The following is a 23,832-nucleotide window of genomic DNA, read 5'->3' on the forward strand; positions in this document are numbered from 1 at the left end:
GGATCATTCGGACTTCATTCTAGATTCATCGATTTGTACAATAGGAGGGTTTCCTATGAGCAAGTACGTCGCCATCACCGCATGCCCGACCGGCATCGCGCACACATTCATGGCGCAAGAGGGCCTCGAGCAGGCGGCCAAGGAACTCGGCGTCGACATGCGCGTCGAGACGCAGGGCGCAGCCGGGTCCGAAGACAAGCTGACCGACGCGGAAATTGCGGCAGCTGACGCAGTCATCATCGCCGCGGACAAAAAGGTTGATCTCGACCGCTTCGTCGGCAAGAAAGTGCTGCAGGTGTCGGTGACGGCCGCGATCAAAGATGCGAAGTCGCTGATCGAAGAGGCAGAGGCTGCACCTGTATACGGCGTCCCCGTAGGCCAAGCAGGCGGCGGCCGCGATGCGACCGGCGAGTACATGGCGAGCATCGAAGCGCAGAAGCAGGCGCGCAGAGGTGGCCAGCCCGCCGTCTACCGGCACCTCATGAACGGCGTGTCGCGGATGCTGCCGCTCGTCATCGCAGGCGGTATCTTCATCGCGCTGTCGGTCGCGATTGACCTGAACGGCAAACAGCCGCTGTCGGCGGCGTTTAGCAACATCGGCGGCGGGTCGGCGTTTGCGCTGTTCGTTCCGATTCTCGCGGCCTTCATCGCAGAGTCCATCGGCGATCGCGCCGCCTTCGCCGCTGGCCTCGTCGGCGGCTGGATCGGCACGCAAGGCACGATGTACGGCGAGCCGCACGCGAGCGCCGGCTACATCGGCGGCATCATCGCAGGTTTTCTGGCGGGTTATGTGACGCTCGGGCTGAAAAAGGCGTTGCCAATGCCGCGATCGCTCGAAGGCGTTAAGACGGCCCTGCTCATCCCGGTCTTTTCCGTCGGCATCGTCGGCCTGCTGATGATTTTCGTCCTCGGCCATCCGATTGCGGCACTGATGCACGCCATTTCGGCTGGTCTCACGAGCATGGGCGCCACTGGATCGATCGGCCTTGGCGCGCTCCTCGGCCTGATGATGGCGTTCGACATGGGCGGCCCGTTCAACAAAGTCGCGTACTTCTTCGCTGTCGGCCTGCTGCCGACTGGCACGCCGGAAGCGCAGATGATCATGGCCTCCGTCATGGGCGCCGGCATGGTCCCGCCGCTCGCACTCGCGTTCTCCACCTTCATCGCCCGCAACAAGTACTCCCAGGATGAACGCGACGCCGGCAAGGCCGCGGTTATCCTCGGCGCGTGTTTTATTACCGAGGGGGCGATCCCGTTCGCGACCCGCGACCCGCTGCGCGTCATCCCGAGCATCATGGTCGGCTCGGCCATCACCGGCGCGCTGTCGATGATGTTCCACGTCACCAACCCGGCTCCGCACGGCGGCGTCTTCGTCTTCCCGCTGATTGGACACTGGTTCCTGTTCCTCATCGCGATTTTGATTGGCGCCGTCGTCGCCGGCCTGATTGTGACCGCGCTGAAGAAGCCCATCGCGTCCGCTACCTCGCCGCGCACCACTGTGGCGGAGGCGTAAGGTTCGGCGTAGAGCCTAGGGTGTGGCTGCGCCTCGGCGTGTCAGTCGACTGAATACAGTGGATGGAGGCCCCGCATGGCCTGTGCGGGGCCTCTCCATTTCGGGTGTTGGGTCGGGCTTTCGGCTTGGCTCAGTGGCGCGCCGGCTCAGTGGCGCCGCAGCGACGCCAGTGTCGCTAATCGCCGCCAGCCGGTGCTCACGGGCCCCCCATCGGGCCGCCATCTTGCGCTCACGGGCCCCCATCGAGCCGCCTCAACCACCTGCGGTCGACGCACGCCTTCCCGGTCAGGCCGCCACCGAGCGCATGACGTGTGGGGTCACAAGCCTGCCAACCATAGCGACCTTTCGATCCACTTGAAAAGGTTGCGATTTACGACTACGGGATCCCAACGGTACATTGGGGCAACCTCTTCGACGAGTCCAACCTCTCCTTCTAACCGGTAATGCACCGAGTTCCTCGGGATTGTCTTCTGGAGTGTCCATATCACCTCGAAAACGTTGTCTAAAGAGTACAATCCGATATCGCGCCCGTGTATCCTCCATTGAACACGTGAAAATGGATTTGGGCCTTCGGTCATTTCTACTTCCCACCCGGTGTGAAGGGGGACCTCATTGGCTACCAGCATCGGACGGTTTTTTGCGAAACCGTAAATTCCTGTGAAATGTGCCCAAGCATGCATAAATGTATAGGTTCCCACGCCCAACGCGATGAAGTCCGTCTTATCAATGTTTTCACGGATCACTTCAAATCGCTTGCGCTGAGGTATCTTTTGCAAGTCTAAGCGGACGATCTCGATTTCCTTCATCGCTGGTGCCGAAAATGCCTGTGCGATTCTGGTTTGCGGGAACAACCCGAAATCTCCGGCGTCGTACAGCGCTAGGAACACCAAGACAAACTCCTCCTTGGAACAAACATATGCCTGTGTCGTCAGTGGGGTGACAGGTCACGTGGAGGATGTCGATCCAGGACCTGATGTGGGGCCGATTTCGTTGCACGCGGACCCGTAACCTAGGTGGCGTGTGCAATCCGAGAGAAGCCTACTGGCATCCGGCAGGCATCCGGCGTGATCCGCTGTGGTCGGCGCACCGGGTGGCGGGTGCCTGCCGGGCGTCGTCGCCAGCCGTGGCCCGCTTGGCGTCATTTTGCTATCTAGAGAGAGCCGCAGCTTGGAGTAGTTGTCATTTTGACAACTACAGCGAAGGGAGTCTGTGGATAGAGGTCATTTTGATAGCTAAAATCCGCCCGACTGTCTGCCGCGCTCCGCTTAGCGCCATTTTTACCGTTGACGCGGCGCCCGCAAGGCGAAAATGAAAGGTCAGCGACGCAGGCGTCGCTGATCGACCAAATTCAAGCGCACCAGGTCGCGCTGAGTGTCGAAAATGTCGCTGATGACCGCCAAACCGGGTCGATAGGTGTCAATTTGACACTTACCTGTGAGGACACCGCGCTCTAGGTGTCAATTTGACACTTACCTGTGAGGGCGCCGCGCTCTAGGTGTCAATTTGACACTTACCTGTGAGGGCGCCGCGCTCTAGGTGTCAATTTGACACTTACCTGTGAGGACACCGCGCTCTAGGTGTCAATTTGACACTTACCTGTGAGGACACCGCGCTCTAGGTGTCATTTTGACACTTACCTGTGAATGAGTGAGCATGCGGGAGATATCGATTAATCGGGAGGGAGTGTCATTTTGCTACCTAGAGAAAGCTGCGGCTTGGAGGGAGTTGTCATTTTGACAACTCCAGCGAAGGGAGTCCGTGAATACAGGTCATTTTGACAACTAAAATCCGCTGTGCTGCCAGCGCGCCCCACGCCGTCGCCGTCGCCCCTCCCCCCCGAGGTTTGAAAATCTTCCATAGAATCGCCCGAAAGTAGTCGCCCGAAAAGTAGCCCGAGATACTCCCTAGCGAAGTAGCAGGTTGGTATAATACTCAATATCGCATACGGGTTGTGCGGGCGGGCGACAGTGTGCCTTCGCGCGAACTACGGCGTACACAAGAGAGGAGCAACAAAGTTGCGCCAAAAGAGAGAGAAACCATTGGGGAGAGGGCGGCGGGCGCTGAACGCGACAACCGCTGTGATGATCACGCTCGGCACCGCCATGAGTTTCACCCCACCGCAGGCAGTGGCGGGTACGGTGCCGTCGGTGACACCACAACAGGTGCAGCCGAACGTTGTGACGGCGCGAAACGGCAGTGAATGGGTGGTCGTGTCAAGCCCCGCCAATCTGTGGTACATCGACAACCACCAAACCGGGGCGATTGCATCGGGATCGACGGTGGATTACCTGCATGCCAACATCCAATTGACGGCGGACATGTCGCTGTCAGGGGTGTGGGCGCCGATTGGACAAACTGGCAATCCGTTCGTCGGGACGTTTGATGGGCAGGGGCACATGATTGACGGACTGACCGTAGTCCCGCCACAAACACCCGTGCAGCAAAACGGATTTTTCGGCGAAGTCTCTACGGGTGGCGTCGTGGAGAACGTCAATGTCAGCGGAACGATGACTGCGCAATCTGCATCACAACCGGAAGTATATGGGCTCCTCGCTGGTGTCGTATCCGGCGCGACCTTCGTCAACGACGCAGCGTCAGGAACTATCGACGGCGTAATGGGCGCGTACGCTGGCGGACTGGTTGGCGAAGTGCTGGGTGGAACCATCACGGATTCGCATGCGACCGTGAACTTGACGGACTCATTCACCGGCGGCGTGGCCGGCGGTTTAGTGGGGTTGCTTTCATCAGGTACCATTTCGGATTCGTACGCGCTCGGGTCAACTAGTGCGTTCAGCGGAGTCGTTGGGGGCTTGGTCGGGTTTGTCCAACACTTCGGATCCATTCAGTCCTCATACGCGGTCGGTGACGTTGGGGCGGGCACTGCGCAAATTGCAGGCGGCCTCGTTGGCATCAACGGTGGCAACGTGTACGGGTCGTTTGCGTCTGCGACCGTGTCTGGTGTGGACACTGTCGGTGGCTTGGCTGGAAAATCGAATCAGGGCACGGCAGAGAACGACTACTCGGTGGGGACGGTCGCAGGGCAAGGCCAGGTTGGCGGCTTCGTTGGAGACTCCATGGGTGGTTGGATTACAGACTCGTACACGACAGATAGCACAACTCCTTCCGGCCATGCGTTTGCCGGTCTATTGTCGCAAACTGTGGAGTTCAGTGACTACTTTGGCCCGGTGTCTGCGACCGTCACGAATGGCGGCGCAACTGGCCTCACTGCTTCTGAGTTGACCACTGCCGCGGCGTTTAGAGGCTTCGACTTCACGTGGACGTGGACGACTGACCCCAGCGGCGTGACGAACGGTGGCATGCCCTACTTTACCGCCATGGCCCCGATACTTGGTGGCCCCGATGTCATCATGTCTATGGAGAACCAGCCAGTGGCGCAGGCCGTGCCCGTCATTCAGGGCATCGTAACGGGCTGGTCTGCGCAGGGGTTGCCGAGCGGGCTGACCTTGACCTCGGACGGACTCATTGTGGGTCACGCGCCCGCTTCCGGTGTTTATCCGGTGACCGTGACCGCGAGCGGCGACTTTGGCACAGTGACACACACCTATACCCTCGACGTGCTGACAACTTCGTCAACGGGGGCCATCGAGGTGTCGAATTGGACGGATTTGCAGGCGATTGACCAATACCAGAGCCTGTTCCTCGGGTCGACCATCGAGTTGATGAACAATATCGCGGCGCCGTCGGGATCGACATCGAATTGGACGCCGCTTGGCACCAGCGCGGCTCCCTTCGTCGGCACTTTCAACGGACAGGGATACACGGTGTCGGGCATCTCCGTCTCTGGCGGTTTTCAGGATGCGGGTTTCGTTGGCGTCCTGAGCGGCACGATTGAGAACCTGGGGGTTGTGGACAGTGTGACTCCGTTTGCTAACTTCGAATCCCTCTACGCAGGTGGCCTAGTCGCGCAGATGGAAGGCGGGCGCATCACCAACGCGCATGTGAACGGTCAGGTCAATATTTCTACCTACGGGAGTGACGCCTATGTTGGCGGCTTGGTGGGTCAGATGCAGAGTGGGACACTGTCCACTTCCTATGTGAATGGCACAGTGGAGGGAAGTGCCATCGGAGGAGGCAACTACGGTAATGCCTATGTGGGTGGTTTGGTGGGTGAGGTGCAGAATGGAACTCTGTCCACGTCCTATGTGAGCGCCACAGTGGGTGCGAGTACGGACGGGGGAAGCAATCACGGTGACGCCTATGCGGGCGGTTTGGTGGGTCAGATGCAGAGCGGGACACTGGTATCTTCCTATATGACCGGCACGGTGGGTGGGAGTGCCGCCGGAGGAAGCAACTACGGTAACGCGTATGCGGGCGGCTTGGTCGGTGAGATGCAGAGCGGGGCACTGTCCGCTTCCTATGCGAGCGGTCGGGTCAGTGGCAGTACTTACGGATCACCCAATCAGGGTACGGCATTTGTGGGTGGCATCGGCGGCTCGGCCGCAGGCATGGTCACGGACACCTACGCAGGTGGCGAGGTCAACGGTGCGCAGGTCTCCGGCGGGACACTGTTTGCGAGTGGCCCTGCGTCCGGATCGTTCGGCGCACTGACCTCCGCGCAGATGACGGTGCAGTCGTCGTTTGTCGGCTTTGACTTTACCGGCACCTGGGCGATGGACCCGAGCGGTGTGATTGACAACGGCATGCCGTATCTGCAAGCTCTGTACCCGATACTTGCCACGACGTCGCTCGGTATGGCTGTGTCCGGCGCGGCCTACTCGGCGTCGCTCACTGCTTCAGGCGGATCCGGTCGTGACACGTGGAGTGTCACCGGCTTGCCTTCTGGACTTACCGTCGATCCCGCCACTGGCGCCATCTCTGGAGCTGCGACGACGGCGGGCGCCTACACGGTCACGGCGACTGTGACGGACAGCCTCGACCTCAGCGACACGCGGGTGTTGACACTCGACGTTGCGAGCCCGGTGGTGGTTACGGTGCCGTCATCGACCACCATCGAGTTGCCATCGTCCGGAACCGTGAGCGGTCTGCCCTGGACGCCGAGCGCCACAGGTGGCGCTGTCGGCGGCGGGGGTGTTGGTGGCACGTACACCTGGTCGATGAGTCCGACATCTTTGGACGGGCTTGGACTCACGCCGAGCGGTACCTGGACGGGCACGGTGGCTACGACAGGGCAGTACTCGGCGACGGTCGATGCTGATTCGAGTCTTGGCATTCTCGGCTCCGCGACTGTGTCCTTGGATGTGTTGCCGGCATTGGTCCTGAAGACGACGTCAGCGCTGCCCGAAGGAGAGGCGGGCTTCGCCTATCAGCAGTCGTTGAGCGCATCGGGTGGGTCAGGGAGTTACACCTGGGCACTGGCGAGCGGCACGACGTCGGCGCAGACGGACGGTCTGTCGCTGTCGTCTAGCGGTGTGTTGAGCGGCAATCCGACTGGGCCTGGCACCTTCACGTTCACGGCGACGGTGTCAGATGGCTATGCGACGGAGTCACGTAGCTTCACGCTCGATGTCGCACCGGCGCTGTCACCGCTGAGTTCGGTCCGGCAGACGGTACTGGCGGGTTGGCCGGACACCTTCACCTTCACGGAGATGGGTGGTTACGGCCCGTATACGTGGTCACTGGCCAGCGGCACGCTGCCGCCTGGCTATACGCTCTCACCAGACGGCGTCCTTTCGGGCCAGTCCAATGCTGTCGGGACGTATGCCTTTACCGTGCGCGTGACAGATGGGCTTGGCGCGACGCGGCTGGAGTCTGCGACGTGGGTGATTGAGCAGGCGGTATCGCCCCTGACCGTGCAGAGCATCATGCTCGGTAATGGGACACAAGGTTCGCTATACGAGCAGACGCTGATTGCCAACGGCGGCAAACCGGCCTACACGTGGTCACTTGTCGGCGGTTCGTTGCCTGCGGGGGTGGTGCTGAACTCGGACGGCGTCGTGCAAGGGACGCCGACAGCAAGTGGAACATACACGTTTACGGTGTCAGTGAGAGATACTGCAGGCCACACGGCCACGGCGACCGACACGCTGACGGTTGAGGCGGGGTCGACGCCGGTGACACCACCCGTGACACCGCCCGTCACACCACCACAGTCGCAGCCGCTGGGGATTGGCGCGAGCACACTGCCAGGCGCCACGGCGGGCACGGCCTACTCTGGAACATTGGCGGCTTCTGGCGGCGATGGCAATGGCACATACACTTGGTCGCTGGCGTCCGGCACGCTGCCGCGGGGTCTTATGATTGCGGCGAACGGCACACTCTTTGGCACGCCGCAGTCAATGGGGATGTCGACATTCACACTGCGGGTGACGGACAAGAGCGGTGACGTCGCGACGAAGACCTTCCACCTGTTTGTGATGCCGCAGTTGTTGCCTGCGTACGATCGGGTGATTGAAGTGAACGGCCAAGCGTTCAGCCTCTCGCCGTCGATGGTGTACAACCAGACAACGTATATGCCGATTTGGTACGTACAGAACGTGCTGCAATCGGCAGGCGTGAACGCCGTGTGGAATGGGAACTTGAATCGGTGGGACCTGACGGTGAACACAAGCAGCGGAGCGTTCGCGGGTGTGACGCCGCACCTCATCTTCAACAACCACGGCACACCGGTGTATGTGAACGGAGTGTTGGTGCTGCATGCGCCGACGGTGGCGCACCGTGATCTGTCGGATGGTGTAATGACGACATACATGCCGATTTGGTATGTGCAGCAGGTGCTGAAGTCGCTCGGAATCACGACGACGTGGAATGGGCACGTCTGGAACTTCCTGTTGCCTGCCGTGGAGTGAGGGCGGGAATGATGTGCCGAGGCGACCGAGGACGGTGGGCCGTCTGGGATGAAGTGAGGGCGACTGGGGACGGTGGCCGTGTCATCCGGGCATAGGGCAAGGATAAAACCAAAGACAGGACGAGAAGGGTGGGGCCACTGCGGTGGCCCCATTTTGACTGTGGGGGCAGCTTAGCGCCACTGGCGTCGCTAAAGGGGGTGGCGAGGGGCCTCGCGCCGCCCGCGAATGGAAAAAATGTCGCTACGCGGCGCTCGCACGGGCGAATAGTGACAAAAACGGTTACTACTCAGGTACCCGCTGAGTCCAGGCTAGAAATAGCTGGACTCAGCGGTCTTTTGTTTGTAGAATGGTGGTATGCAGATACAAGGACGCCACCTTACCGAACAAGATATTGCATGGATACGTGAACTCATCCATTGTCACCCTGACTGGAATCGCACTCGGTTATCGCGCGAACTGTGTGCGACTTGGAACTGGACAAACGGCAATGGCCAGCTAAAAGACATGGCCTGTCGTACCATGTTGCTCAAACTTGAGCGACTGAAATACATTCGACTTCCAGCCCCTCGCGCCGTCGGCGTTGGAAACGCGACAAGAATCGTTCGTTCCGTTGCCCATGACACTACCCCCGTTTCGGGTCCCTTGCGAGATCTGTTGCCGCTGCGAATCGAGATTGTAAAGACATCCGCATCATCAGTTTTGTTCCGACATTTGCTCGCCGCATATCATTACCTGGGATTCTGCGGCGCGGTCGGTGAAAACATGAAGTATCTTGTCTACGACCGGTACGGACGCCCATTAGCGTGCCTGCTCTTTGGGTCTGCTGCTTGGAAAGTTGCGCCACGCGACGCGTGGATTCGCTGGACACCGGGTGTTCGTCGGAATTCCTTATCCCTTGTGACAAACAACATGCGCTTTCTCATCCTCCCTTGGGTCACCGTTCCCAATCTGGCTAGTCATCTCCTCAGCCGCATCGCCAGTCGCATCTGCCGAGACTGGATGGACAAGTATGGTCATCCGGTGCACCTGCTGGAGACGTTTGTCGAACAGCAACGATTCCGTGGCACGTGCTACCGGGCTGCTAACTGGATTCAAGTCGGCCAGACGCAAGGGAGAAGCCGCAATGACACGCACCATACCTTGAGCGTTACACGCAAGGATGTTTATGTGTATGCCCTGGTGCCCAATGCAAGGGAGGTACTTTCGAATGGAATTTGAACTGGAATTTAAAGCAATGGAACGTGAATGCATTTTGCAAGTATATGAACAGGGACCTGATGCGGTTGTTGATTTGGTACGAGGACTCGTAGCTATCGTTGAGCAACAGGCGGCTGAAATCCGCGAGTTAAAAGAGCGTGTAAGGGTCCTCGAGAGCCAAGTGAACCAGAACAGCCGCAATTCCAGTAAGCCTCCATCTAGTGATGGATTTCGTAAACCAACGAATTCACGCCAGCCGGGTGGTAAGAGAGGCGGCCCCAAAGGGCATAGCGGGCACACTCTGCTCATGAGCAAGACCCCCGATGAGGTCATCGTCCACAAGCTTAACGCCTGTCCCAACTGTGCCGCATCGTTGGAAACGGTAGCCACGAAGGGCCTCGTGAAACGTCAGGTATTCGACTTGCCCGCACCTCGTCTCGTTGTGACAGAGCACCAAGCCGAGGAAAAGCGCTGTCCCTGCTGCAATACATTGCAACGTGCCAGCTTCCCGGATGGCGTCAAAGCTCCAGTGCAGTATGGGGATGGATTTGCAGCATGGACCACATATTTAAATGCCTATCATATGCTCCCTTTAGACCGAATCGGACAGTTCTATGCCGACCTAACTGGACAACGGCCCAGTGAAGCGACCCTGTTGAGCCAATTAGAGAGCATGGCGGGTGCCGTGGAGTTAAGCGCCATCCCCGTCATTCGGGAGAACTTGTGCAATGCGCCGCTGCTCCATACCGACGAAACGGGTGTACGTATCGTCAACAAACAACATTGGTTGCATGTCGTGTCCAATCCAGAATGGACGCTCATGGACACTTATCCACAGCGTGGTACCGGCGCGATTGAAGGCATGGGGATACTGGACACCTTTAAGGGCGTCGTCGTTCATGACTGCCTCTCGGCCTACTTCCGACCCATCTACTCATTTGAGCATGCGCTATGCAATGCTCACCTCCTGCGCGAATGTCAAGGTATCCTGGACAATGATGGACATCAGTGGGCTAAGCAGATGAAGGAATTGCTCCGAGGCGCTTGGAAGCTCACTAGGGACGCCCGGGAGAAGGGTCTCCCGCTCGCTGATGAAACCATTGCCGAGATTGAGACGGCTTACGATGCCATTCTTGAGCTAGGCAAAACTGAATGGGCGCTGGATCCTGTGCCGACGAAAACAGGACCACGTGGACGAAAGTGCAAAAGCAAAGCCGCTAATTTAGGACAGCGATTTGAGTCGCACAAGGAGTCCATCCTTCGCTTCCTTTGGGATGCGAACGTGCCCTTTGACAACAACCAGGCGGAACGGGACATTCGGATGACCAAGGTGAAACAGAAGGTCTCCGGGCTCTTTCGTACACAGGAGGGCGGTAAGACCTTCTCCGTACTCCGCAGCCTTATCTCTAGCCTGTTAAAACAGAACCTTCCTCTACTTCCTTCCCTGGTTTCGGTCCTTCGTGGCCAGCCGGTCTTCGCAGGGACCTGACAAAAGTAGCCCAAAAAGTCTGTCGCAAGGGGTGTCCTCAACACCCCCTTTTGGGGTGCCTTGCGACGGGGTACCTGAGTAGTAACCAAAAACGACACTATCGGGGGCGCCGCGGACCGTCTGGAGGGCGATTAGCGCCACTGGCGTCGCTAACGGGATAGGTGAGGGGCCTCGCGACGCCCGCGAATGGAAAAAATGTCGCTACGCGGCGCTCGGCCGGCGAATAGCGACAAAAACGACACTATCGCCGGCGTCGCGGCCAGTCTGGAGGGCGAATAGCGACACATGTGTCGCTACCGGGGTTTGAAAATCTTCCATAGAGCCGTCCGGGATACTCCCTAGCGAATTCGCAGGTTGATATAATACTCAATATCGCATACGGGTTGTGCGGGCGGGCGACAGGGTGCCTTCGCGCCAGCTACGGCGTACACGAGAGAGGAGCAACAAAGTTGCGCCAAAAAAGAGAGAAAACATTGGGGAACGGGCGGCGGGCGCTCAATGCGACGACCGCTGTGATGATCACGCTCGGCGCCGCCATGGGTTTCGCCCCACCGCAGGCTGCGGCGGGCACGATGCCGTCGGTGACACCACAAGAGGTGCAACCGAACGTTGTGGCAGGCCGAAACGGCAGTGAGTGGGTGGTTGTGTCAAGCCCCGCCAACCTGTGGTACATCGACAACCACCAAACCGGGGCGATTGCAACGGGATCGACAGTGGACTATCTGCACGCCAACATCGAATTGACGGCGGACATGTCGCTGTCCGGTGTATGGGCACCGTTGGGGCAAACTGGCAATCCGTTCGTCGGGACGTTTGATGGGCAGGGGCACATGATTGACGGACTGACCGTAGTACCGCCACAAACACCCGTGCAGCAAAACGGATTTTTCGGCGAAGTCTCTACGGGTGGCGTCGTGGAGAACGTCAATGTCAGCGGAACTGTCACCGGGCCATCGGGAGCTCAACCGGAAGCATACGGTCTCCTCGCGGGTGTCGTATCGGGCGCGACATTCGTCAACGACTCGGCGTCAGGAACAATCGAAGTATCGTACGGTTCCCGCGCTGGCGGACTGATTGGCGAAGTGCTGGGTGGAACCATCACGGATTCGCATGCGAATGTGAACTTGACGGAATCATTAGCCGGCAGCGTCAGCGTAGCCGGCGGTTTAGTGAGTGTACTTACATCTGGCACAATTTCGGATTCGTATGCGCTGGGGTCAGTCAGTGTGTTAGGAGGGGTCGTTGGGGGCCTGGTGGGGATAGTCCAACATTCCGGTGCCATTGAGTCCTCATACGCGGTCGGTGACGTTGGGGCGGGCACTGCCCAAATCGCAGGCGGCCTCGTTGGCATCAACGGTGGCACCGTGTCCGGGTCGTTTGCGTCTGCGACCGTGTCTGGTGTGGGCACCGTCGGCGGTCTGGTTGGACAATTGAATCAGGGAACGGTAGAGAACGACTACTCGGTAGGAACGGTCGCAGGGCAAAGTCAGGTTGGCGGCTTCGTCGGACGCACTTTCCTTGGTTCGATTACCGACTCGTACACGGCAGATAGCACAGTCCCATCCGGTAATTCGTTTGGCGGTCTAGTGTCGCTAACTGTGGCGTCCAATGACTACTTCGGGCCAGTTACTGCGACCGTCACGAATGGCGGCGCAACTGGCCTCACTGCGTCTGAATTGACCACCGCCGCGTCGTTCGGCGGCTTTGACTTCACGTCAACGTGGGCGATCGATCCAACTGGCGTGACGAACGGAGGCATGCCCTATTTGGCTGCTTTGGCCCCGATGCTTGGTGGCCCAGATTTAATCATGGCTGTGGAGAATCAGCCAGTGGAGCAGGCCGTGCCCGTCACTCAAGGCATCGTGACGGACTGGTCAGCGCAGGGGTTGCCGAGCGGACTGACCTTGACCTCGGACGGACTCATCGTGGGTCAAACGTCGGCATCCGGCGTATATCCGGTAACCGTGACCGCGAGCGGCGACTTTGGCACAGTGACACACACCTACACCCTCGACGTGCTGGGGGCCACGTCAACGGGCGTGATCGAGGTGTCGAGTTGGACGGATTTGCAGGCGATTGACCAAAACCAGAGCCAGTTTCTTGGCGATTCCATTGAGCTGATGAACAACATTGCGGCGCCGGCTGGCAGCACCAACAACTGGATCCCGCTCGGCGACTCCAACACTCCTTTCGTCGGCAGCTTCGATGGAAACGGCTACGGCATCACGGGGATGTCGATCGAACAGCAGGTGACCGGTGTCGCTGTACTGTCTCCAACCTACGAGACCGCAGGCTTTTTCGGCGTCATCGGCAACGGTGCGCTGGTGTCCGGGCTGACCATCGAGGGGAATTTGTCCGCCGCGGGCACGTCGCTCATATCGAACAGTGTGGTCGGGCTTGTGGCGGGAGAGGCATTTCAGTCTGTGACCTTCACAAACGACCACGCGAGCGGCAGCATCTCGGGATTGTATGACGCAGGCGGCCTCATCGGCTATCTCGGCTCTGGGACCATCTCCAAGTCATCCTCCACTGTGAACATTGTGTCAGACTCCGCTACCCAGGTTCCCCAAACGAACATCATCGCTGGTGGTCTGGTCGCTTTCGTGGAGGCCGGCACCATCACGGATAGCCAGTGGAGTGGGACGATGACGCTCGCTCAACAGGCGTATGGTGGTGGTCTGGTCGGGGACGTGGATTCCAGCGCAAACTTCACAGGCGACCACGTCAGTGGAACCTTGGCGGGTGGGGAGTATGCAGGTGGGTTCGTCGGGTCCATGTACTCGGGAACCATTGCCAGCGGAACCGTCTCAGGGGACCTGTATCCGAGCAATCCTCAATTCAGTATGGCCGGCGGCCTCATCGGGTACGTGGGTTACGCGACCATCTCGGATTCGCGCGCGAGCGTCAGCGTGAGCGGCGGCTACGCAGGTGGCCTGGTTGGTTATGGGTCCTCGGGAACCATTTCGAATTCTTCTGCCACTGGAGCGGTTACCACGGTTTCGGGCGATACTGCGGGGGGTCTCGTCGGCGAAGTAATTCACGGAAGCGTGTCAGGTTCATATTTCAAAGGTGCAGTCAGCCTGTCTGGCAGGGGCGATGCTGGCGGTCTCACGGGCTATCTGCAGGACGGGAGTGTCTCCGATTCATACGCCACCGGAACGGTGACTCTGACAGATACCTCTGGCATCACCGCCTACAATGATGCCGGTGGTCTGATCGGACAAGTCGGTACTTCAGCGGACATCAACTCGTCCTTTGCCGATGAACACGTCTTCGCCAGCGCGGGCGCGAATGCGGCGTTCGTCGGCTGGATGCAAGGTGGCACCATCACCGACTCCTACGCTGTCGGGCGTGTGGCTGTGTCGGCCGCAGACAGCAGCACCGCCGGTCTGGTCGGGGAACTGGCGGGCGGCGTCATCTCCGGCACCTACGCCTGGGTCACGTTGAGCGGCTCCACGCATGGCCTGGTCGGGCAGATGCAAGCGGGACAGGTCGTTCACTCATTTTATCCATCGGGCGACGCAGCCGCCGTCACAGGCACCGGGGCAAGCGACACTTCCCTAGCGGTCTCTGCCACGAATTTGATGAGCCCTACATTCCTGTTCCATCACGGCTTTAGCTCCGCCACATGGGCACTTGACGCGAGTGGTGTGATTAACGGCGGATTGCCGTACCTGCAATCGATGTATCCGACCCTGGACAAGCAGGCGTACACACCTGCTGAAGTGGGCCAGTCGTACAACGACCAACCGTCTGTGTCTGGCGGCACCGGCGGCAACTTGTTCACTGCAGCCGGTTTGCCGAGCGGACTCACGATAAACACTGCCACAGGTCGCATCACAGGTTCCACGTCAGGTCCGGGACAGTACCCGGTAACTGTCACGGTGACGAACAGTCTGGACCTTGCCGATTCCATTACGTACCCGCTCGTGGTTGTGCCGTCGCTGGGGGCGCTGAGTCCGGTCCGGCAGACGGTTCTGTCCGGATGGCCGGACACCTTCACCTTCACGGAAACGGGGGGACAAGGCCCCTACACGTGGTCGCTGGCCAGCGGCACGCTGCCGCTTGGCTATACGCTCACCTCAGACGGCGTGCTCTCGGGTCAGTCCAATGCTGTTGGGACGTATGCGTTCACTGTGCGGGTGACTGACTCGCTTGGCGCGACGCGGCTGGAGTCTGCGACGTGGGTGATTGAGCAGGCGGTATCGCCGCTGACCGTGCAGAGTATCACGCTTGGCGCCGCGACGGAGGGATCGCTGTACGAACAGACGCTGATTGCCAACGGCGGGAAACCGGCTTACACGTGGTCTCTTGTCGGCGGGCCGCTACCCTCTGGGCTGGTGCTGAACTCGGACGGCGTGGTGCAAGGGACGCCGACAGCGAGTGGAACATACACGTTTACTGTGGAAGTGAGAGATTCGGCAGGCCACACGGCCACGGCGACCGACACGCTGACGGTTGAGGCGGGATCGACGACGGTAACGCCCCCCGTGACACCGCCCGTCACACCGCCACAGTCGCAGCCGCTGGCGATTGACGCGGCCTCTCTGCCAGGCGCGACAGCAGGCACGGCCTATTCGGGGACATTGGAGGCTTCGGGCGGCGATGGGACATACACTTGGTCGCTGGCGTCGGGCACGCTACCGCGGGGCCTGATGATTGCGGCGAACGGCATGCTCTTTGGCACACCGCAGACGATGGGGATGTCTACGTTCACACTGCGGGTGACGGACAATAGCGGTGACGTCGCGACGAAGACCTTCCACCTGTTCGTGATGCCGAAGTTGCTGCCAGCGTACGACCGGGTAATTGAAGTGAATGGCCAGGTGTTCAGCCTCTCACCGTCGATGGTCTACAACCAGACGACGTATATGCCGATTTGGTACGTGCAGAACGTGCTGAAGTTGGCAGGCGTGAACGCCGTGTGGAATGGGAACTTGAATCGGTGGGACCTGACCGTGAACACGAGCAGCGGGGCGTTCGCGGGTGTGACGCCGCACCTCATCTTCAATAACCACGGCACACCGGTGTATGTGAACGGAGTGCTGGTGCTGCATGCGCCGACGGTGGCGCATCGTGACATGTCGGATGGTGTGCTGACGACGTACATGCCGATTTGGTATGTGCAGCAGGTGCTGCAGTCGCTTGGAATTGTGACGACGTGGAACGGGCACGTCTGGAGTTTTTTGCTGCCGGGCGCGGAGTGAGGGTGTAGGGATGTGCCGCCCGAGGGCGACACGGCTCGGGCCACGAGCGGTGCTGCGAGGCCAGGACTCGTGCGGTTCGGAATGAACTAAAGACAGGACTAGATGGGTGGGGCCACTGCGGTGGCCCCATTTTGACTGTGGGGGACGCGTGCGGACGGGGCGGTGGGTGCTGGGCCACCTGGACGACGCTTGAAGACGGATTAACGACACAGGTGTCGCTAGCGGGGCCGATGAGGAGATCCACACCGCCCGCGAATGGAAAAAATGTCGCTGCGAGGGGCTTTGGCGGCGAATAGCGACAAAAACGACACTATCGCGGGCGCCACGGATCGTCCGGAGGCGGAATAAGGACGTAGGCGTTGCTAACCGGGTAGGCGAGCGGGATCAAGTCGCCCGCGAATGGAAAAAATGTCGCTACGCGGCACTCGGACGGTTAAATAGCGACAAAAACGGTTACTACTCAGGTACCCGCTGAGTCCAGGCTAGAAATAGCTGGACTCAGCGGTCTTTTGTTTGTAGAATGGTGGTATGCAGATACAAGGACGCCACCTTACCGAACAAGATATTGCATGGATACGTGAACTCATCCATTGTCACCCTGACTGGAATCGCACTCGGTTATCGCGCGAACTGTGTGCGACTTGGAACTGGACAAACGGCAATGGCCAGCTAAAAGACATGGCCTGTCGTACCATGTTGCTCAAACTTGAGCGACTGAAATACATTCGACTTCCAGCCCCTCGCGCCGTCGGCGTTGGAAACGCGACAAGAATCGTTCGTTCCGTTGCCCATGACACTACCCCCGTTTCGGGTCCCTTGCGAGATCTGTTGCCGCTGCGAATCGAGATTGTAAAGACATCCGCATCATCAGTTTTGTTCCGACATTTGCTCGCCGCATATCATTACCTGGGATTCTGCGGCGCGGTCGGTGAAAACATGAAGTATCTTGTCTACGACCGGTACGGACGCCCATTAGCGTGCCTGCTCTTTGGGTCTGCTGCTTGGAAAGTTGCGCCACGCGACGCGTGGATTCGCTGGACACCGGGTGTTCGTCGGAATTCCTTATCCCTTGTGACAAACAACATGCGCTTTCTCATCCTCCCTTGGGTCACCGTTCCCAATCTGGCTAGTCATCTCCTCAGCCGCATCGCCAGTCGCATCTGCCGAGACTGGATGGACAAGTATGGTCATCCGGTGCACCTGCTGGAGACGTTTGTCGAACAGCAACGATTCCGTGGCACGTGCTACCGGGCTGCTAACTGGATTCAAGTCGGCCAGACGCAAGGGAGAAGCCGCAATGACACGCACCATACCTTGAGCGTTACACGCAAGGATGTTTATGTGTATGCCCTGGTGCCCAATGCAAGGGAGGTACTTTCGAATGGAATTTGAACTGGAATTTAAAGCAATGGAACGTGAATGCATTTTGCAAGTATATGAACAGGGACCTGATGCGGTTGTTGATTTGGTACGAGGACTCGTAGCTATCGTTGAGCAACAGGCGGCTGAAATCCGCGAGTTAAAAGAGCGTGTAAGGGTCCTCGAGAGCCAAGTGAACCAGAACAGCCGCAATTCCAGTAAGCCTCCATCTAGTGATGGATTTCGTAAACCAACGAATTCACGCCAGCCGGGTGGTAAGAGAGGCGGCCCCAAAGGGCATAGCGGGCACACTCTGCTCATGAGCAAGACCCCCGATGAGGTCATCGTCCACAAGCTTAACGCCTGTCCCAACTGTGCCGCATCGTTGGAAACGGTAGCCACGAAGGGCCTCGTGAAACGTCAGGTATTCGACTTGCCCGCACCTCGTCTCGTTGTGACAGAGCACCAAGCCGAGGAAAAGCGCTGTCCCTGCTGCAATACATTGCAACGTGCCAGCTTCCCGGATGGCGTCAAAGCTCCAGTGCAGTATGGGGATGGATTTGCAGCATGGACCACATATTTAAATGCCTATCATATGCTCCCTTTAGACCGAATCGGACAGTTCTATGCCGACCTAACTGGACAACGGCCCAGTGAAGCGACCCTGTTGAGCCAATTAGAGAGCATGGCGGGTGCCGTGGAGTTAAGCGCCATCCCCGTCATTCGGGAGAACTTGTGCAATGCGCCGCTGCTCCATACCGACGAAACGGGTGTACGTATCGTCAACAAACAACATTGGTTGCATGTCGTGTCCAATCCAGAATGGACGCTCATGGACACTTATCCACAGCGTGGTACCGGCGCGATTGAAGGCATGGGGATACTGGACACCTTTAAGGGCGTCGTCGTTCATGACTGCCTCTCGGCCTACTTCCGACCCATCTACTCATTTGAGCATGCGCTATGCAATGCTCACCTCCTGCGCGAATGTCAAGGTATCCTGGACAATGATGGACATCAGTGGGCTAAGCAGATGAAGGAATTGCTCCGAGGCGCTTGGAAGCTCACTAGGGACGCCCGGGAGAAGGGTCTCCCGCTCGCTGATGAAACCATTGCCGAGATTGAGACGGCTTACGATGCCATTCTTGAGCTAGGCAAAACTGAATGGGCGCTGGATCCTGTGCCGACGAAAACAGGACCACGTGGACGAAAGTGCAAAAGCAAAGCCGCTAATTTAGGACAGCGATTTGAGTCGCACAAGGAGTCCATCCTTCGCTTCCTTTGGGATGCGAACGTGCCCTTTGACAACAACCAGGCGGAACGGGACATTCGGATGACCAAGGTGAAACAGAAGGTCTCCGGGCTCTTTCGTACACAGGAGGGCGGTAAGACCTTCTCCGTACTCCGCAGCCTTATCTCTAGCCTGTTAAAACAGAACCTTCCTCTACTTCCTTCCCTGGTTTCGGTCCTTCGTGGCCAGCCGGTCTTCGCAGGGACCTGACAAAAGTAGCCCAAAAAGTCTGTCGCAAGGGGTGTCCTCAACACCCCCTTTTGGGGTGCCTTGCGACGGGGTACCTGAGTAGTAACCAAAAACGACACTAGCGCCGGCGGTGCAGGCCGCCGAAGCCAGCCGAAGCCCCCGGGCCGAGACCGCATCGATATCGGATTCGCGCCACAGGTGTCGCAAACGGGGCCGATAAGGGGCCTCGCGCCGCCCGCGAATGGAAAAAATGTCGCTACGCGGCACTCGGACGGTTAAATAGCGACAAAAACGACACTAGCGCCGGCGGTGAAGCCCCCCGAAGCCCCCCGAAGCCCCCGGGCCGAGACCGCATCGATATCGGATTCGCGCCACAGGTGTCGCAAACGGGGCGGATGGGAGCTAGAGGTAAACCGTTCGACGATGGCACGTGACGGCGGGAGCGCGCGGCGAACCTTTTGCGCTATGTATGGCGTCTAACTGTGGGGGCCGCATGCAGAGGGCTGTGGCCGATAGTCTCCCAACTCTATCTATGCAACCGATCGTTGTGTATGATTGGAAGTGCGAAAGGTATGAATTGACATCGAGAGTCCCCCCTCCAATCGCAAGATAACCAGACTGATTTTGAGATTCTTCCATCTATATGTCACCTGATATGAAAGCGATTCCGCACAACACGCGTTATTCAATGCAAAAACGAGTTGCGGGTCAAGAAGGAGGATACAGAGGTTGCGTAGCCAGAAAGAGAAAAAGACAGGTAAGGGGCGACGGGCGCTGAATGCGACGACCGCGGTGATGATCACGCTTGGTACGGCCATGAGCTTTGCTACACCGCAAGCGCTGGCAGGGACGAAGCCACCAGCACCGCCATCAGCACCGCAGGAAGTTCAACCGAAGGTTGTGACGGGGCAAAACGGCAGCGAATGGGTGGTTGTGTCGAGTCCCGCCAACCTGTGGTATATCGACAACCACCAAACCGGGGTGATTGCGTCCGGATCAACCGTGGACTATCTTGGCGCCAACATTGAACTCAGTGGGACCGTTGACATGTCAGGGGCGGGAGCCGACTGGATACCGTTTGGCCACAGTGTCAATCCGTTTTCGGGCACATTCGATGGGCGGAATTACACAATCACCGGCCTGACGGTATCCGGGACTTTATTTAATGAAGGATTCTTCGGTGTCGTCAGCGGTGGGGTTGTAGAGAATGTGCATATTGTCGGCAGTGTGCAGACGTATTCAAGTTACTATGCGAATACGTCTGCGGGGGGGCTGGCTGGTATCTTCTCTGGCACCATGAATAACGCCTCCTATAGCGGGACGATTTCGGGGGCAGCCTTCGCTGGCGGCCTGGTCGGAAGCTATAAATACGGAAGTATCACAAACTCAGACGCAACAGTGACGATTCCGACCGAACAACTCTCTGCCGGGGGATTGGTTGGCCAAGCACGTTCTGGTACGATCACGAACTCCTTCGCGCATGCCACCCTGACCGGCACGAGTCACGCGACCCTCGGTGGGTTGGTTGGAGACGCCTATTATGTGGGTATCAACGACTCCCACGTCTATGTCACGCTGACCACACAGAATGGGGGACACGCGTCCGCAGACGGTGGGCTGGTGGGGGGGTTATTGACGGGTACCATCGCGGACTCTTATGCGACTGGCACCGTGCAAGGAGCCAACGCAAACGGCGGTTTGGTGGGTTCGATACAAGGCGGTGTGACCATTACAGACTCCCATGCGAGCGTTTCCGCCGGTGGTGGGTACTACAACGGGGGTTTGGTGGGGGATTCGACATTTCGCGGTGACCTAGAAATTAGTCAGTCGTATGCGTACGCCACCGTGTCCGGTGGGACAACGGGTCACGACGGTGGTTTGGTCGGAAGCCTGACGAATGGCAGTATTATCGCATCGTTTGCGAGCGCTACGGTACGTGGTGGGTCATTCAGCCGCGACGGCGGACTGGTTGGAACGATGACCAGCGGGACGTTGACAAACGTTTACGCCACCGGCTCTACATCTGGCCAGAACAATGCATTCGTCGGTGGCCTCGTTGGGCACGCCTGGCAATCCGACAATCAGATCTCGTACGCGTACGCGTCGGAAACGCTAAGCGGCGGGACATCCAGTTCTGTCGGCAGACTTGCTGGGGAGGTAGACACGGGAGCGGGAACTTGGACAGATGTGTACACAAACAATACAAGTCCCTCCCAGAACCTGGCCGGCAGTGGTGCGTTGTTCAGTTCCGGCATTGTCAGTTGGTTGACAGCTTCGCAGATGACGTCGCAGTCAGCGTTTGTCGGATTCGACTTCACGTCGACGTGGGCGATTGATCCGAGTGGCGTGATTAACGAGGAGATGCCCTACCTGCGGGGCATGTATCCGACGATCGACACGACGTCGCTCAATGTGGCTGTGTCAGGCGCGACCTACTCGGCGTCGTTCGCTGCTTTAGGCGGATCCGGTGGTGACACGTGGAGTGTCGCCGGCTTGCCGACTGGCCTCACGATTAATTCCGCCACTGGCGTCATCTCTGGCACTGCCACGACGGCGGGTGTCTACACGCTCACGGCGACTGTGACGGACAGCCTCGACCTCAGTGACACGCGGGTGCTGACACTCGACGTTGCGAGCCCGGTGGTGGTGACGGTGCCGTCATCGACCACCATCGAGTTGCCGTCGTCCGGTTCCGTGAGCAGTCTGGCGTGGACGCCGAGCGCCACAGGTGGCGCTGTCGGCGGCGGGGGTGTTGGTGGCACGTACACCTGGTCGATGAGTCCGACATCTTTGGACGGGCTTGGACTCACGCCGAGCGGTACCTGGACGGGCACGGTGGCTACGACAGGGCAGTACTCGGCGACGCTTGAGGCGACGTCAAAGCTTGGTGTGCTAGGCTCAGCTACTGTGTCATTGGATGTGTTATCGGCGCTTGTTCTGAAGACGACGTCAGCGCTGCCCGAAGGAGAGGCGGGCTTCGCCTATCATGACCAGTTGAGCGCATCGGGTGGGTCAGGTAACTACACCTGGGCGTTGGCGAGTGGCACGACATCGGCGCAGACGGACGGTCTGTCGCTGTCGTCTAGCGGTGTGTTGAGTGGCGACCCGACTGCTTCCGGCACCTTCACCTTCACGGCGACGGTGTCAGATGGCTATGCTACGGAGTCGCGCAGCTTTACGCTGGACGTCGCGCCGGCGCTGGTCTTGCAGACGACGTCACCGCTGCCGGAGGGAGAGACCGGTGTTGGGTATCAGCAGTCGTTGAGCGCGACGGGTGGGTCGGGTAGCTACACGTGGGCCTTGGCGAGCGGCACGACGTCTGGTGAGACGGATGGTTTATCGCTGTCGTCCGCAGGCGTGTTGAGTGGTGCTCCGGCTGTTGGGCCTGGCACCTTCACCTTCACGGCGACGGTGTCGGATGGATATGCTGTGGAGTCGCGCAGCTTCACGCTGGATGTCGCACCGGCGCTGTCACCGCTGAGTTCGGTCCGGCAGACGGTGCTGGCTGGATGGCCGGATACGTTCACCTTCACGGAGATGGGTGGATACGGTTCGTACACGTGGTCGCTGGCCAGCGGCACACTGCCGCCTGGGTACACGCTCACATCAGACGGTGTGCTCTCGGGCCAGTCGAACGTGCCTGGGCGGTACGACTTCACAGTACAGGTGACGGATTCGCTTGGTGCGACGCGGTTGGAGTCTGCGATGTGGGTGATTGAACAGGCGGTTTCGCCTTTGACGGTGCAGAGCATCACGCTTGGTGATGGGACAGCGGGATCGCTGTACGAGCAGACGCTGATTGCCAACGGCGGGAAACCAGCCTATACGTGGTCGCTCGTCAGCGGTTCACTGCCTGCGGGAGTGGTGCTGAACTCGGACGGTGTGGTGCAAGGCACGCCGACGGCAAGCGGGACATACACATTCACGGTGTCAGTGAGAGATACTGCGGGCCACACGGCCACGGCGACGGACACGCTGACGGTTGAAGCCGGTGCGACGCCGGTAACGCCACCAGTGACACCGCCTACGCCTGGGCCGCCACAGTCGCAGCCGTTGGTGATTGGCGCTGGCTCGCTTCCTGGTGCCACGGCGGGCACTGGCTACTCTGGGACATTGGCGGCTTCTGGCGGCGATGGCACATACACCTGGTCGCTGGCGTCGGGCGCACTGCCGCGGGGACTTATGCTGGCTGCGAACGGCACCCTCTTTGGCACACCGCAGACGATGGGGATGTCCACATTCACGCTGCGGGTGACGGACAAAGGCGGTGACGTCGCGACTCGGACCTTCCACCTGTTCGTGATGCCAAAGCTGTTGCCAGCGTACGACCGGGTGATTGAAGTGAACGGCCAAGTGTTCAGCCTCTCACCGTCGATGGTGTATAACCAGACGACCTATATGCCGATTTGGTACGTACAGAACGTGCTGAAGTTGGCGGGCGTGAACGCAGCGTGGAACGGCAACTTGAACCGGTGGGACTTGAGCGTGAACACGGGCAGTGGAGCGTTCGCGGGCGTGACGCCGCACCTAATCTTCAACAACCACGGCACACCGGTGTATGTGAACGGAGTGTTGGTGCTGCATGCGCCGACGGTGGCGCACCGTGATCCGACGGATGGTGTGATGACGACGTATATGCCCATCTGGTATGTGCAGCAGGTGCTGAAGTCGCTTGGCATCACGACGACGTGGAACGGGCACGTCTGGAACTTTGAGTTGCCGGGAATGAACTGAGGGGCGGGACAGATGCGCCGTGGCGGGACTCGTGTCGCACGGGGCAGTCGCGGGCCAGTGAGGGACGTACCGCCCGGGCGCGATCG

General features: G+C 59.2%; 9 protein-coding genes. 8 read left to right on the top strand and 1 reads right to left on the bottom strand.

What is annotated here, in order from left to right:
- The first annotated feature begins 55 nt into the window (after nt 1-55).
- Entirely contained in the window at nt 56-1,513 is a 1,458-nt protein-coding gene (locus JC200_RS12740; protein ID WP_274432077.1) for a PTS fructose transporter subunit IIC, read from the top strand.
- 317 nt (nt 1,514-1,830) lie between these two features.
- Here JC200_RS12740 and JC200_RS12745 read toward each other — a convergent pair whose 3' ends face one another.
- Complete coding sequence (locus JC200_RS12745; RefSeq protein ID WP_274432078.1) at nt 1,831-2,403, bottom strand: hypothetical protein; 573 nt, start codon at nt 2,401-2,403, stop codon at nt 1,831-1,833.
- A gap of 1,125 nt (nt 2,404-3,528) precedes the next feature.
- Between JC200_RS12745 and JC200_RS12750 the strand changes: the two genes are divergently transcribed.
- From JC200_RS12750 to JC200_RS12780, 7 genes are all read left to right on the top strand, one after another.
- Nucleotides 3,529-8,280, top strand: a complete 4,752-nt coding sequence (locus JC200_RS12750) for a beta strand repeat-containing protein (protein ID WP_274432079.1) — start codon at nt 3,529-3,531, stop codon at nt 8,278-8,280.
- A 354-nt stretch (nt 8,281-8,634) separates the two neighbouring features.
- On the top strand, nt 8,635-9,498 hold the full coding sequence (locus JC200_RS12755) for a Druantia anti-phage system protein DruA (RefSeq protein WP_274432013.1): 864 nt from the start codon (nt 8,635-8,637) through the stop codon (nt 9,496-9,498).
- Complete coding sequence (gene tnpC / locus JC200_RS12760) at nt 9,488-10,966, top strand: IS66 family transposase (RefSeq protein WP_274432014.1); 1,479 nt, start codon at nt 9,488-9,490, stop codon at nt 10,964-10,966. Before JC200_RS12755 ends, tnpC (JC200_RS12760) begins: the two co-directional genes overlap by 11 nt.
- A 449-nt stretch (nt 10,967-11,415) precedes the next feature.
- On the top strand, nt 11,416-16,173 hold the full coding sequence (locus tag JC200_RS12765; RefSeq protein WP_274432080.1) for a beta strand repeat-containing protein: 4,758 nt from the start codon (nt 11,416-11,418) through the stop codon (nt 16,171-16,173).
- Nucleotides 16,174-16,701: 528 nt separating this feature from the next.
- Entirely contained in the window at nt 16,702-17,565 is an 864-nt protein-coding gene (locus JC200_RS12770; protein ID WP_274432013.1) for a Druantia anti-phage system protein DruA, read from the top strand.
- The gene (gene tnpC, locus JC200_RS12775) at nt 17,555-19,033 is read left to right on the top strand and encodes an IS66 family transposase (RefSeq protein ID WP_274432014.1); all 1,479 of its coding nucleotides are present in this window, start codon (nt 17,555-17,557) and stop codon (nt 19,031-19,033) included. Before JC200_RS12770 ends, tnpC (JC200_RS12775) begins: the two co-directional genes overlap by 11 nt.
- 708 nt (nt 19,034-19,741) lie before the next feature.
- Complete coding sequence (locus tag JC200_RS12780; protein WP_274432081.1) at nt 19,742-23,746, top strand: beta strand repeat-containing protein; 4,005 nt, start codon at nt 19,742-19,744, stop codon at nt 23,744-23,746.
- The last annotated feature ends 86 nt before the right edge of the window (nt 23,747-23,832 follow it).

It is taken from the genome of Alicyclobacillus sp. ALC3 (assembly GCF_028751195.1).
Classification (GTDB): domain Bacteria; phylum Bacillota; class Bacilli; order Alicyclobacillales; family Alicyclobacillaceae; genus Alicyclobacillus_L.